Genomic DNA, 12,872 nt, shown 5'->3' with positions numbered 1-12,872 from the left:
CGCCCCGCGTAGCTTTCGCGCGGCCGGGTCAGGAGTAAGTCCTTGAGCACAATCAGTCACCAACACGCCATGTCCAGCGCTCCGCTCGACGAAACCGGGCCGGACGATCTTGAGCTGCGCGGCAGGCCCGCCGGGCTCGCACCGCCGGAGGAGCTTGCCCGGCTCCACCCCGACACCCCCTTCTTGATCGCGTACTCCCGCATCTCGGACGACTGGCGCAAGCACAACAAGAAGAAGGCCGCCACCTCCGCGTGGTCGGCGGGCAAGGGCGTGGCCAACCAGCACCGCCGCAACGACAGGAACGCGGCTCGCCACAACGCCGTGATCGTCCACCGGTACACCGACAACGACCTGTCGGCCTCGAAGCGCGACGTGGTGCGTCCGGACTTCCAGTCGATGCTGCGGGATCTCCGCCGCGGCCATACCCCAGAGGGCTACCCGGTCCACGGGGTCATCTGCGTGGACCAGGACCGCGTGCAGCGCACGGACCGGGACTGGGAGGACTTTGTCGAGGCGATCACGCTCGACCCAAGCCGGCGCTTCTACACCCCGTCGGGCCCGATGGATCTCACCGAGGAAAGCGAGATCATCAAGACCGGCATCATGGCGGTGGTCAACAAGGCCGAGTCCATGAAGAAGAAGCGTCGAATCCGTGACTGGCACCAGGACCGAATACTCGACGGCCTGCCTCACAGCGGCCCGCGCCCGTTCGGCTGGGAGGAAGACCGGAAGACGCTTCGACGGGTCGAGTCAGACTTTCTCGCGTGGGCGATTGATGAGCGTATCAAGGGGAAAGCAATGAGCACCCTTTGTGACGAATCACGGCGACGAGGACTGAAGGGAAGCCGCGGCGGCGACATCGTTCCACAGACCCTGACGCAGATGATGACCGCCCCACGAGTGTGCGGCTATCGCGCAAACCGTGGCGAACTCGTCCTGGACGATGACGGCGCCCCGATCGTGGGAGTTTGGGAAACGGTGACCACGCCGGAAAAATGGCGCGCAGTGTGTGCCACTTTCGGGCCAGGAAGTACTTACCTTGCCCGCGGCTCCGGCACGCCGAAGATTACCGGCATCCCGAAGACCATCAAGTACCTAGGCTCCACGCTGCTTCGCTGCCAGTACCGCATCGAGGAGGAGCTCAACGGGGTTGTTACGACGCGCATTTGCAACGAGGCCATGGGCGGATCGAAGACTGCGAGCAAGCGAAGCCCGTACGTCTACACCTGCGCACGGTGCTCGCGCAACTCGATCTCCGGGCCCATGGTAGACAAGCAGCTCCAGCGCCTGGTGTTGGCGAAACTGAAAAAGGCCCAGGCGACTTTCATCCCGGTCAAGGTCGCTTGGCCACATGAACAGAAGCTCCAGAAGAAAGCGGACAAGCTCGCCGACCTGGAAAAGAAGTGGCAGGACGATGAAGTCCCCGCCGACATGTTTTACCGGTTGGCGATTCCACTGGAGAAGGAAGTCAAGAAGTTGCGCCGCGAGCGAGCCAGGTTTGAATTGGCGGCAGAAGTGCAGAATCAGGCACCCGACGACGTTGCCAAGAAGTGGCTCTCTGGCGAGTACGACCTTTCACAGAAGCGCCACGTGCTCTTCGAGATATTCACCGCTGTCCAGGTCCTGCCGGGGCAGAAGGGGAACAAGACACCGAACCCGAAGCGCCTCATCCCTGTGTGGAAATAGCCGCCCGCTCTCGACGGCGGCTCGGCACGAGCGGAAGGGGCGGGGCCGTCACTCTGGAGTGCACGGCCCCGCCCCTTCCGCATCAGCAGCTGCCTCCCTGCGCGGCGTGGCCGACCTCACGCCGCCGTCGCTCCCGTTCGCGCTCCGCGCAGCCGTACGTTCGATGAGGTACCAGCATCACGAGCAAGAACGGACCGGTCGGTGGAGCGCCGCAGCACGGACCCCATGATGACGATCTGCACCGGTTGCAGGTCTGTCATCGAGCGCATCCCAGACCGCCCCGGAGCGTGCCCCGGATGGCCGTGCCACGCTCACCCCCGACACGAGGCTGCCAACCGCCTCGAAGCGCTCCTCCAAGCCGGCCCCGGCCCGGCCCATTCACCCCGGCTCGCGCCCGGAGGGCTAAAGATCAATTAAGACGCCGCATGTCTCAATTTGATCTTGGAATTTGTGCGTCGGCGTGACCTTCACAACACGCCCAGCCCGGACATAACACACTTTTCTCCTTGTACGATTGACCGTGGCTACGGCCACCGATCGACCGGCCCCCGCACACACCTCAAGCACAGGCTCCTAACTGATAGCGCCTCGCGTACGAGTATCTGGGTTGGCGCTGGCGGTGCAAACCAGCATTTCAATGGAGCGACTATGCGTTGGCGTAGAGACCCTTCACAGCGCGCACTCGTGAAGGAATGTGAGAGGCTGCTCGCCGACCTTCCTGTTCCCACTCCTTTCAGTGTCGAGGCACTGGTGCGGAACATGGAGGGCGTGTTGGGTCGCCAGATTCGGCTGGTACCACTGGACGACCCCGATGGTGGGCTGGGCTCAGCATGCGGCCTTCGAGTGAAAGCGCCGGAGTTCACCCTCATTCTCTACCGCCGCCGTTCGAGCCGGAATCAGACCGAGCACATCATCCTCCATGAGCTCGCGCACGAATGGCTGGACCACGGGACCACGCTGACGCCAGTCGAGATCGAGCGATACGTTCCTGAACGAATCCGCCAAGAGGTCATCCGTCGTTATCCATCGGCAGTGGTCCAAGGGCGCGTCGACTTTGATAGCCCTGAGGAGAAGCAGGCCGAGCTTTCGGCGTCGCTCATAAAGAGGCTGGCGCGACGTCAGTCGGCCGGGGGAGATGACATGGTCAGCCTTCTTGAGTCCTCCCTTGCGCACCCTGTTGCCCCGCCCCAGCGCTGGCGTTAGCCATCTCGGGCCCCACAACTTCCGCCCGTCCACCTCATTGCGATTAAGGCTGCGGCCGTCCGACTTTCAAGGTCGGGAAAATTGCAGCCTCCCCAAGATAACCACGGTTCAATGTCCGACTATTTCCAATATCTGACTGCGGTTGTAATGACCGCAATCGCTGTATGGCGATTCCCAGCAGTTCGCTACGGTGACTTTCACCGCCGGGCTCTGTGGGGAGGCTATGCGGGGTTCGGCATAGCCCTGTGGCTCTATACACCGGCGTTGATGACCGTCATGGACCGAATCCCGGTCGTGGACGTGGATGCCCTGCTCAGACACTTCGCCAGCACTGCGGCAACCATCGCGGCCTTGACCTACGTCGCCACGAGCTACGGGAAGAGCACGGAGACAGTTGTCCCCCGTCACGTAGCGGTCTCTCGCTGGATCGCCCGCGCATCATATAAGGCCGGGATTGTCGGCGTCATTCTCCTCACGGTCCTGTTCTTTACCGTGGTGGACCGCAAGGTGCGGAGCCAAGATTTCCTCATCGACCATGCCGGCCAGTGGGGATTTGCGGTCTACATGACCGTCTTCTACTTCTTTCCGCTGGTCACGGCCACGGTTTGCGGGTACCAGTGGACAAGGGCAGCACGACGAGCTGAGTGCACGAGCATGCGCATCGGGCTGCGTTTGATGGGGATTTCGATGTGGATGGGCCTGGTCCATTCAGTGTCCCGTATCGCTCTCGTCTGGGCCGCGGTGGCCTTCCCTATGAGTCCATCCGCAGTTCGGCTTGTCGTGGACGCCGCATCCATATGGATGAACCTGCTTTTCCTCATCGTCTGCGTTGGGGCCAGCATTCCCACCACCCGCGCAGCCGTGGCCCGGTGGAAGACGTGGCGCACCCTGAACACGATCTATCCGCTTTGGTTCGACCTGGTAGAGGCATTTCCGGGGACGAGTCTCTATCCACCTGGAAAGCGATTCACTGAACTTATGCACATGCGCGTCCCGATCGACGTCCGCCTCGACCGATGGACCCAGGATATCGCTGATGCTTGCGAGAAGCTGCGCTACTACGCTCCTCGGGAGCTGATATTCGTCGCAGAGGACGCTACCGCCTCGCATTCCGATCCGGAGCCAGCCGCAGAGGCGTACTGGATTAAGGCCGCGCTCAAAGCCGTTGACGCCGGACCAGCAAGGGCGGATGCCTCCGCCCCTCTGCGAGAAAAGCCCTTTGTTGACACCGACAGCGAAGCAGCGTGGCTAGCGCGCGTCAGCACGGCCTACTTGAATACCACCGAGAAGCAGGCTCAGGAGCTTCTCGCCGACGCGACAATTTCTGAGTTGGCTGATCGGTAGCCTTGATGGGGTTTCCACACGACGCCCCAGGGCGGCCTCATTTCAGGCACGCGGGGCGCGATATGGCGATCTTGAATAGGCATCGACAGTGAGATTCGGCACCCTCCGGTGCTTGATCTGGTTTGGTACCGTGGGTTGTGCGGACAAATCGGTCTTGATCCGCCCATAGGTACGCCCTGGCCTGCGACGCACAGTCACGACATGTAGCCGGGGCCTGACGCCGTCCGGTCTGGATGGGTGTCCGTAATCTCAGCAACCAGGAGTTCCCGCATGTCCCACCGCCGCACTGGCCTCATCCTCGACTTCGGCGGCGTGCTCACCACGCCGCTGCTGCCTGCGGTGCTCGCCTTCGAGCAGCGCGAGGGCCTTCCTCAGGGCGCCTGCCTCACGGCTCTGTACAAGGACGAGGAAGGCGTCCGGATCACCAGCGATCTTGAGCGCGGAGCGGTCTCTCAGACCGAGTGGAACGAGTTCGCCGGCAAGATGCTGGGCGTGTCCCCCGACAACCTGATGGGCCGCATCTTCGGCGACCTCCGCCCCGAGCCGCTGCTGATCAACGCGGCTGCCGCGGCCAGGCGGGCCGGGATCAAGGTGGGCATTTTGTCGAACAGCGTGGGTCTCGCCCCCTGGGACCTGTACGACGGCTACGAGCTTGAGCGGCTGTACGACGTCGTAGTGATCTCCGAGCAGCACCTGATGCGCAAGCCTGACCAGGGCCTCTTCGAGATCACGCTCAAGCTCATGGACCTGCCGGCGGATGAGTGCATCTTCGTCGACGACACCGAGGCGTACGTCCAGGCAGCAGAGCAGCTCGGCCTTGCAGGGGTGCACAACCGTGACCCCAAGCAGACGGTAGCCACTCTCTCCGACCTGCTCGGCGTGGACCTCTCCGCGTCGTAGTTCAGCGCCTCGGAGGTCCGGTCGGCAAAAGGCGAAGGGACTGAGGCGGTACCCCCACGGGGGCACCGCCTCAGTCCCTTCGCCTTTGTCGGCTCGGTGCAGGCAGCACGGCTACTGCCGCAGGGCCTGCGCCCCGCCAACGGTCGGCGCCGGACACGAAACCGAGGTTCGGAACTTCTCGCCAATCCAGGGCTGCGAGGAGCGCTCGCCAATGGGCGTCAGCCCTCGTCCTCTACGTCTGGGAGCTTGTGCTTCAGCTCTCCGACCAGGTTGTTGATCGTGGCCATCATCTCGGCGGACAGGCCCGCGCCGTTGCCGCGGGCAGCCAGACCGAGGATCTGCCCTCCTCGAATCGACTTGAGGAAGCGGATCGACTCCAGGAATTCGCGGACCTCTTCGTTGAGCTCCGCATCGTCCTGGAAGATGGCGACGTCGACCTGGAGCGCCTCGGCCAGGCCGGCGCGCACTGCTTCGGATGCCTCGGTTGTCGCGCCCGCGCGAAGGGCGGCGATGTCCTCGACCGTAACGACTGGCCCGCCGGCATGATCATTTACGCGCCGAACGATTTCGTCGTTGGAGGGCGCGTCCTGGCCGAGGTACCCGTACTCCAGGAGATAGTTGATCTTCTCGCCGATCGTGCGGGGGGCCGATGCCCGCTCGTCACCCGAGGTCTCGGGGCGAATCCCGAACGAGCAGTCCTGGGCGGCCAGCAACTCCGCTTCGGTCACCCCGTACGCCTCCGCGAGGGGTAGCACATAGGCGTCGCCCAGCCGGCGCCGACCGGACTCGGCATTGCTCACCGGCACGCGACTCGTGCCGAGGATCGCAGCGGCGTCCGCCACGCTGAGGCCGGCATCGCATCGCAGGAGCTGGAGGTCCGGCGGGCCGTCATGGGGGAAGAGAACGTCGAGCGGCTGACCGAGCGCCGCCGCAATCGCGGGGAGCTTCTCACCCTTGGGGAAGTCCTGGCCGCTCTCCCATCGCGCCACAGCGGGAGCCTTGACGCCCACCGCGGCGGCCAGCTCGCCCTGACTCAGGTCCTTGCCCCGCCGGACAGCGCGTACACGCTTGCCGTCGAACTGACGTGGCACATGAACTCCAGAGTGGCGATCGGGGACGGGTCGGGGCGGCGCCGGGTAGCCGTAGATCAGGGTTGATACTTCCAGGAAAATAATGTAAGTTTATGTATCGAACCTGCTGGTCGGGCTCCCCACTCTATGGTGCCAGCCTCCAGTGGACTCCTGTGCATGCCGCATCGCCGTGGCTGCTTTCGGTACCTAGTCGTTGTCGGCCGGTGGCGGGAGCACCCTCCGATGATGTCGGCCATCGTGGGCCCCGCGCGAGCCGTCGCAATCCCTGGAGCGATGGGATGGGGCTCGCCGCGGGTGTCCCGGCAACGACCCAGGCAGGCGCCGGAACGAACAGAGGGGGGAGCACGTGCCGCAGAGAGCCAGCCCGGCAGGAATCCGGGCGAGATGAGACCGGTGCCCAGGAGCTACGAACTCCTGGACACCGGGTCCGGCTCCCTAAAGGGCGCCGATTCACTACTACGCAGGCAACGGAACTTCTTTGGCGAGAGGCCGCTGCGTGCGTTTCTAGCAACCATGGAGTATCGCATGCTTGCCATGCCGAAGGGAATCCCTTCCTCAGTGGCCGGCCACGGCCAGCCCCAGCTCGCCCCTGCCGTCGAGCACGTCTGTCCCCTCTTCGCTCCCTGCTACGGCCAGGCTCCTAGTCGGCCGTCTGGGGTTGAGCGCGCCTCCGAGGCGATGGCCCGGCCGGGAGGGCCCGCTACCTGCTGCACGCCCGTACACCACGTCGCGTTTCTGCGGCTCGGCGCGTGAGGGCGGCCATGGCAGACGCGGACGACCTCGACGCCTCCATTGATGCATGGGTGAGCGCACAGCTCGAAGCCTCGCCGGACTGGGACCGCGAGAAGTGGGAGACGCTGGGGAAGATCCTCGACGTCGAGTTCTCGGTTCCCCACGATTCGCGCGTCTACGACTTCGTGAAGCCTGTTACCGGGACCTCGGTCGACAGCGAAGCCGCTTAGCTCACGCCTTCCTCACGAGAGTTTTCGATGACTCTCGCTTCCTCTTCTGGCACCGGACCGGTTGGGCTGCCGTGTGCCGCTAGCACCATGAGGCGAAATGAGAACCACGATATCCGACCTCTCCGAGGCGGCTTTGCGGGGCGACTGGGGCCCCCTCATCAGGGAATCCGAGAAGGCCCGAGGGAAGCACTGGGCCGAGAATGCCCGGTGCTCCGGGCGGGATACCGACATGTTCTTTCCTATCGGGGACAGTCCGCAGGCCGAGCCGATGGAAACGGTCGAACGACTGGGGCTGTCGCTGGTCAGGCCTCTGAACCTGTGTGCGGCCTGCCCGCTGTCGACGGCGGCCCGGTGCCTGATCGAGTCCTTGCGCAACGACGAAGAGTTCGGGATTCGCGGGGGGCTGATTGCCTCGGAACGCTCTACTCTGCGGGCCAGTTGGCAGAAGCGCACCGACGAGAACGCTGTCGGTCGAGCGCTGCGCGGCTCAACCGCGGCGTTGAGCAAGGCGGAGCGTAACGAAGTGATCGCCCGGTTCGCGGCCGATCCCACGATGGATGCCGCTGCCGTGGCGCGGGGGCTCGGAATCACCCACGAGTACCTGTTGAAGCTGGCACGGACCCACCGGCAGAAGCGCCGGTCCGAACCGGCCGCGCCGCCGGTTCGAAGCGCTGACGCTGCCTGACGGCCGCGAGGAAACGATTCTTCCCGCAAGGACTTCCTTGCGTCCTGGAGCCTACCCATGTCTCAGAACAACCTCACTGCTTTGACGAGGAAAAACCTCGAAGAAGAAATTAGAAGGGTTGCCCCCGCTGCGGTTCTTGTCCGGGTCTTTCCGGTTCGGCGGGGCTTCACCTACCTGTTCGAGCCCGATTTCTACCGCACGTTTCTCGATCACAGGACGGAAGAAGGCGTGGCGCGACTGATCCGCCGGACTTTCGGCGGTCTCGCGGACTGGCGGGTCGCTCACGACTTCTATCTCCCGACCGGGGAGCTTTACCTCACCCCGGAGCCGCACCAGAAGGGGTACATCCCGGAAGACGACCAGTCCTTCGGCCTCGTACCGGCACGGCGCATAGCGATATCCGACAGGAACTTCGAATGAGCGAGATAGCCACGGACCTGGTGTGGTCTGAGTCCAAGGCGTGCAGGGGCTCGCGGCTCGTCCTGCTCGCCCTGGCCCGGGAGGCGGATGATCAGGGGCGGGCGACCCTCACCCTGGAGGAGATATCGCGGCTGACCGGGCTGACGGTCCGCTCGATCACGACGTGCCTCGGTGACCTGGCGTCGCTCGGGGAGCTGAGCCGCGAACGCGGAGGCGGGGCGTCCAACCCCAGCAGGTACTCCATCCTCCTCGTCGGCCAGGCCGGCGGGACGGCGGCGCACGAGGGGACGGAACTTCCGTCTTCGGGCTCCGGTGTGCCGCAAGCTGGGAGGGACTTCCAGGAAGCGGCTTCCCAGAATTCCCCTGCGTTGCCCTCAAATTGGAATTCTCTTCACGGCGAGCCGGAAGTTTCTTCCTCGCGTGCGCGTGGTGGTAGTACTCCCGTAGGGAGTACTACCACCACTAAAAAGCAAGCTAGCTTTGCTGATTCAAAGCTCCGGGAAGTTTCGGCCGGACAGGATTCGGTCGAGGTCCCGGAAGGCGCCCGGGAGCTGGTAGCGGCAATGACCGCGGCCGGGATGGTCGTCGGCTGGCGGCTGACCGAAGCGGAATGGGACCGGGTAACAGCCCTCGCGGCCCGTTGGGGCCACGAACGGCTGGTCGAGATGGTCGCCCGGCGCTGGAACTCCGAGCGCCCGCCGCTGTCCGCCCGCTACCTGCTCCGCATCTGGGCGGACCTCCCCGATCAGGCCCCGGAGCAGGCGGCCCGGACCAACGTCGTCCCGCTGCGGAGGCAGCCCGGAACGTGGGTCCCCTTCCAGAACACCGCCCAGCCCAGCGCCTACCAGAACGGATTTTGATCATGGCCCCCAACCCAGAGCGCGCGGGCAGCGCCGCATCCCTGCGGGCCATGGAACGGATACTCGCAGCGAGAGGGCTCCAGGCCATGCCGGAAGCGATTGATGACGACTCGGCGGAGGAGAACCCGGGCGACCGGCAGTGGCACCGCCGGGCCCGCGCGGAGTACGCCCTGGGCCGCTGGAGCGCCGCGACGCCGCCCCGGTACCGCGACGCCGACGCGAGCCTCCCGGAGGTACGGGCCTGGGCCGATCGGGCTCTGGCCGACAACGCCGCCGCCGGTGCCCTGCTCCTGACCGGCCAGACCGGCACGGGCAAGACGCACGAGGCGTACGGCGCGCTGCGGAGGATCGCGGCCGGCGGCCCGGACCGGTTCGAGCTGATCGCGGTCAACAGCGCCGACATGTACGGCAGGCTGCGACCCTCGCAGGTCATGGGCTCGGCCGAGCGTGAGCTCCGGCGGCTCAGCGAGGTGCAGTACCTGCTGCTGGACGACCTCGGTACCGCGAAGACCTCGGAATGGACCGAGGAGGTGACGTACCGCCTCATCAATCACCGGTACAACCACTGCCTGCCAACCGTCATCACGTCCAACCTCCCCGCGCGGGACGAGAGTGGGCCGGACCTGACCGACTTCGTCGGGGCCCGGGTGGCGAGTCGACTGGCCGAGATGGTGACCAGCCTGGTCCCGATGATCGGCGCGGACCGTCGACGCGGCGGGAGGGCGGCCTGATGCCCGTTCGCCTGCAAGGGGCGGCACCGGACGCCGCCCTGTCCACAGCCTGTGCATACGTCGGTCCTCGCAGCCCGTACGCGAACCCGTTCACGACCGGGGACCGCAGCCCTTCCCCGGCCGGGCCCCCGATGGCCCCGGAGGAAGCGGTGGACCTGTTCTCCGCGACGCTCCGGGGACCGGTGGGCCGCTCCTACGCGGAGGAGTTCGCCCGCGCGCTCCGCGGCCTCGACCTCATGTGCACCTGCCCCCTCGACGTGCCGTGCCACGCGGACGTCCTGCTCCGTCTCGCCAACTCCCCCGGCGACGGCAACACCATCTCCACCAGCAACTCCACGGAAGGCCCCGCGATGCCCCACCCGATCATGGTCTCTGCGGCCGAACAGCTCACGCTTGACAGGTGGCGGCGCACCGCTGCTCGGCAAGACGCCTTCCGCACCTGGGGTCCCCGGTCCACCAAGGCGGCGGCCAATTTCGCCCACCGTCTCCTCGGCGCCGACGCGGCCACCCTGGAGTGGCAGACCCTGGGTCTCCTGTCGTTCGAGGAGCATCTCCAGGCGTTCGCCTCGCTCGACACCGTCGGCGGCCAGCACCTGGAGCTGTACTACTCCGACCAGGGCGGCACGGAGTCCATCACCCTGCGCGTGTCCTGCATGAGCTGCCCCAGCCAGCACGTACACGCGGTGACCTCCCTGGAGCAGCTCGGACAGCTGCTCTCCCAGACCCCGGCCTGGCAGTACATCGCTCCGCAGGATGGGGGCAACTACTGATGTCCCACGCGCACATATCCCCGGTTACCGGCAACTCGCAGTCCGCGGTCCCGCTGCGGAGCATGACGTCCTGGGACCGGTCGGCGATCGTCCTTCTGGGCGCGGCCGGCTTCGCGTTCTCGTACGACGCGCTGCGGCAGATCGCCATAGCGATCCATGCACGCGAGACCTTGTCGTACTTGTTCCCGCTGTTCATCGACGGGTTCATTGCGTACGGAGTGCGGGCGATCGTCCTGCTCCGCCACCAGCCGTTCCTGTCCCGCCTCTACACCTGGTTCCTGTTCCTCGCAGCCACGGCGGCGAGCTTGGGCGCGAACGCGCTGCACGCCATCACGTTGAACCGCGGTCCGCAGTCCGCGCAGTCCGCGCTGCACCTCACGGACAGTGTCGTCGCGGTGCTGTCGATGCTCGCGCCGTTGGCGCTAGCGGGCTCGGTCCACCTGTACATCCTGATGGCGCGGACCGCCGAGTTGTCCGTCCGGGACGGGGCGGAATCCGGTCCCGGACCGGTCCGCCAGGGCGCCCAGGACTCCGAGAGCGGCACCCAGGTCCCCGGGCCCGGGCCGCTGGACACCGGCGCGGACTCCGGGATGAGGTCCGTGTCGTCCGCGCCGTCCGGGACGGTCCGCGCGGCTGTTGACCTGCGAAAGCCCGCAGAGCGCCATCCGGAGACACCTGCTGCGGCCGGGCCGAGGCCGCGACCGTCCGCGGCGGCGGACCGGGCGGACGACGGGCGAGGACCGGCCGACGGGCAGCCGACCGGCCGCCCGGACCAGGAGGTATCGGTGCCCGCCCCGGCCGCTGCCGAAGCACCGGCCCCGGCGCCGGTCCCCGACCCCGCGGGCGACGGCGGACCGTCCGTCCCGGACGACGCCGAACCGCCACAGGACCGGGAAGCGTCGCCGTCCTCGGCGGACCCGGAAGCACCGGCCCCGGCGTCGGTCCCCGACCCCGCGGGCGACGGCGGACCGTCCGTCCCGGACGACGCCGAACCGCCACAGGACCGGGAGGCCGATGACGAGTGGCTGGAGGACCTGTTGCCGGTCGCTCGGGCGGCCTACCGGGAGAGCGGACGGATCAGCCGCGACGCGATCAAGGAGGCCGTCCGCGCACGGCAGCCGATCAGCAACGACCGGTTGGGCGTCCTGCTGGCGCGGTTGAAGGACGAGACGGACCAGCGCGCGAGCGCCCCCGCCGCCGCCTCCAGCGCTCTTTGGTGATCTCATCTCATTGGGGCCGCGTGGTCGCTGCCGTCTCCACCGCAGCGACCGCGCCCGGCCTCGTCAACAAGGAAGGACCGGTCATGTGGCGACGCCGTCAGAACCGCACAGAGGAGACGGCCCTCACCGAAGGCGTGCACGCCGCGTCCGCGCTCGCCGCACACCTCCAGAACGGCGGCCGGCTGGCACCCGTCGAGGCGGCGGACGTCCCGTTGGCTGAGGGAGAGGTTGCCTTCGCCGATGTGTGGTGCTCGGCGGCCCGCTTCTACGGGACCGACGTCGTCTATCCGCGAGCGACGGGGTATTGGGAGAACCACCCCACCTTCGGCCAGCAGTGGGTGCCCAACGCCCTTGATGCCCGGCGGCGTCGGGAAGCCGAGGCCGCCGCCGAGCCGCAGTGGCGTGACCACACACCGGCCCGGGTCGTCCTGACCTCTGCGGGAGTGCGGCTCAGGCCGACCGGCTCGGTGGAGTGGATGCCGTTCGACCACTGCCTCCTCACCGGCCTCACGGCAGGACCGCACGGGCTGGTGCTCTCGTACAGCACGTGCGCACCCCTATGGGTCGCCGGGCCCGTCGCGTCCTGGCTCGGGGTGGCGATCGAGCACCTTCGCCGGGCCGAGTAACGCTGTCTCCAGACCGAGAAGCCGGAACCTAATTCCTGGAATTAGGTTCCGGCTTTTTTGCTGATTCGAGTTGTCCGCAGACCCCTGCGAGGATTTAGGCACGGCCAACGCCACAAGGCGTTTTCGGCCCACAGGAGCCCAAAATTTCGGGCTCCCCTTTTCCTGGAGGGGGCTGATGGCCTTGATATGAGCGGCTGCTTTGCGCACCGTCCCCTCGAACTATGCCACGGGCTGACGGGTACTGGGAACGGCATCTGACCTGGGATGAAGGTCTGCCGGTGAAGCCAGTGAACAGCTATCGGACCGGCGCGGCGCAGATCCGTCCCTGGTCCGCCAATTCTGCGGCGAGCGACCGCCGATAAAGCCCGCAGAGG

The 12,872-nt window shown here is 66.3% G+C and carries 13 protein-coding genes; 12 read left to right on the top strand and 1 reads right to left on the bottom strand.

The window, feature by feature from the left end; all coding sequences use genetic code 11:
- Window positions 1-69 precede the first annotated feature (69 nt).
- From R4Z63_RS20765 to R4Z63_RS20750, 4 genes are all read left to right on the top strand, one after another.
- Window positions 70-1,686: a recombinase family protein gene (locus R4Z63_RS20765; RefSeq protein WP_384682774.1), complete on the top strand. Its 1,617-nt coding sequence runs from the start codon at window positions 70-72 to the stop codon at window positions 1,684-1,686.
- A 684-nt stretch (window positions 1,687-2,370) separates the two neighbouring features.
- Entirely contained in the window at window positions 2,371-2,889 is a 519-nt protein-coding gene (locus R4Z63_RS20760; RefSeq protein WP_384454066.1) for a hypothetical protein, read from the top strand.
- 111 nt (window positions 2,890-3,000) lie between these two features.
- The gene (locus tag R4Z63_RS20755; protein ID WP_384454069.1) at window positions 3,001-4,233 is read left to right on the top strand and encodes an MAB_1171c family putative transporter; all 1,233 of its coding nucleotides are present in this window, start codon (window positions 3,001-3,003) and stop codon (window positions 4,231-4,233) included.
- A gap of 270 nt (window positions 4,234-4,503) precedes the next feature.
- Complete coding sequence (locus R4Z63_RS20750) at window positions 4,504-5,133, top strand: HAD-IA family hydrolase (RefSeq protein ID WP_384454072.1); 630 nt, start codon at window positions 4,504-4,506, stop codon at window positions 5,131-5,133.
- 218 nt (window positions 5,134-5,351) lie between these two features.
- Here the strand turns inward: R4Z63_RS20750 and R4Z63_RS20745 are convergent, their stop codons facing one another.
- Window positions 5,352-6,224, bottom strand: a complete 873-nt coding sequence (locus tag R4Z63_RS20745; protein ID WP_384454075.1) for a helix-turn-helix domain-containing protein — start codon at window positions 6,222-6,224, stop codon at window positions 5,352-5,354.
- Window positions 6,225-6,985: 761 nt separating this feature from the next.
- On the opposite strand from R4Z63_RS20745, the gene R4Z63_RS20740 reads away from it, so the two are divergent.
- The 8 genes from R4Z63_RS20740 to R4Z63_RS20705 all read left to right on the top strand — a co-directional run bounded on the left by R4Z63_RS20740 (window position 6,986) and on the right by R4Z63_RS20705 (window position 12,498).
- Window positions 6,986-7,186, top strand: coding sequence for a hypothetical protein (locus R4Z63_RS20740; protein WP_030460585.1), 201 nt, complete (start codon window positions 6,986-6,988; stop codon window positions 7,184-7,186).
- Between the two features lie 97 nt (window positions 7,187-7,283).
- Window positions 7,284-7,871, top strand: a complete 588-nt coding sequence (locus tag R4Z63_RS20735; protein WP_384454079.1) for a WhiB family transcriptional regulator — start codon at window positions 7,284-7,286, stop codon at window positions 7,869-7,871.
- Window positions 7,872-7,928: 57 nt separating this feature from the next.
- Window positions 7,929-8,291, top strand: a complete 363-nt coding sequence (locus R4Z63_RS20730) for a hypothetical protein (RefSeq protein ID WP_384454082.1) — start codon at window positions 7,929-7,931, stop codon at window positions 8,289-8,291.
- A 563-nt stretch (window positions 8,292-8,854) separates the two neighbouring features.
- The gene (locus R4Z63_RS20725) at window positions 8,855-9,151 is read left to right on the top strand and encodes a hypothetical protein (protein WP_384454085.1); all 297 of its coding nucleotides are present in this window, start codon (window positions 8,855-8,857) and stop codon (window positions 9,149-9,151) included.
- 2 nt (window positions 9,152-9,153) lie between these two features.
- A complete protein-coding gene (locus R4Z63_RS20720; RefSeq protein WP_384454088.1) occupies window positions 9,154-9,882 on the top strand; it encodes an ATP-binding protein in 729 nt (242 codons plus the stop codon).
- Window positions 9,882-10,652 carry a DUF6195 family protein gene (locus R4Z63_RS20715; protein WP_384454091.1) on the top strand — a complete coding sequence of 257 codons (771 nt, stop codon included), beginning with the start codon at window positions 9,882-9,884 and terminating at the stop codon, window positions 10,650-10,652. Before R4Z63_RS20720 ends, R4Z63_RS20715 begins: the two co-directional genes overlap by 1 nt.
- Window positions 10,653-10,714: 62 nt before the next feature.
- Window positions 10,715-11,872 carry a DUF2637 domain-containing protein gene (locus tag R4Z63_RS20710; protein ID WP_384454094.1) on the top strand — a complete coding sequence of 386 codons (1,158 nt, stop codon included), beginning with the start codon at window positions 10,715-10,717 and terminating at the stop codon, window positions 11,870-11,872.
- Between the two features lie 20 nt (window positions 11,873-11,892).
- Window positions 11,893-12,498, top strand: coding sequence for a hypothetical protein (locus tag R4Z63_RS20705; protein ID WP_384454097.1), 606 nt, complete (start codon window positions 11,893-11,895; stop codon window positions 12,496-12,498).
- The last annotated feature ends 374 nt before the right edge of the window (window positions 12,499-12,872 follow it).

Source organism: Streptomyces sp. PL-29 (assembly GCF_058344425.1).
The sequence above is the reverse complement of the archived record's forward strand: the minus strand, read 5'-3'. Positions and strand labels throughout refer to the sequence as shown.

Coding starts and splice junctions, on each gene's coding strand:
- R4Z63_RS20765 (WP_384682774.1), top strand. CDS start 70: ATGTCCAGCGCTCCGCTCGACGAAACCGGGCCGGACGATCTTGAGCTG.
- R4Z63_RS20755 (WP_384454069.1), top strand. CDS start 3,001: ATGTCCGACTATTTCCAATATCTGACTGCGGTTGTAATGACCGCAATC.
- R4Z63_RS20750 (WP_384454072.1), top strand. CDS start 4,504: ATGTCCCACCGCCGCACTGGCCTCATCCTCGACTTCGGCGGCGTGCTC.
- R4Z63_RS20740 (WP_030460585.1), top strand. CDS start 6,986: ATGGCAGACGCGGACGACCTCGACGCCTCCATTGATGCATGGGTGAGC.
- R4Z63_RS20735 (WP_384454079.1), top strand. CDS start 7,284: ATGAGAACCACGATATCCGACCTCTCCGAGGCGGCTTTGCGGGGCGAC.
- R4Z63_RS20730 (WP_384454082.1), top strand. CDS start 7,929: ATGTCTCAGAACAACCTCACTGCTTTGACGAGGAAAAACCTCGAAGAA.
- R4Z63_RS20725 (WP_384454085.1), top strand. CDS start 8,855: ATGACCGCGGCCGGGATGGTCGTCGGCTGGCGGCTGACCGAAGCGGAA.
- R4Z63_RS20720 (WP_384454088.1), top strand. CDS start 9,154: ATGGCCCCCAACCCAGAGCGCGCGGGCAGCGCCGCATCCCTGCGGGCC.
- R4Z63_RS20715 (WP_384454091.1), top strand. CDS start 9,882: ATGCCCGTTCGCCTGCAAGGGGCGGCACCGGACGCCGCCCTGTCCACA.
- R4Z63_RS20710 (WP_384454094.1), top strand. CDS start 10,715: ATGACGTCCTGGGACCGGTCGGCGATCGTCCTTCTGGGCGCGGCCGGC.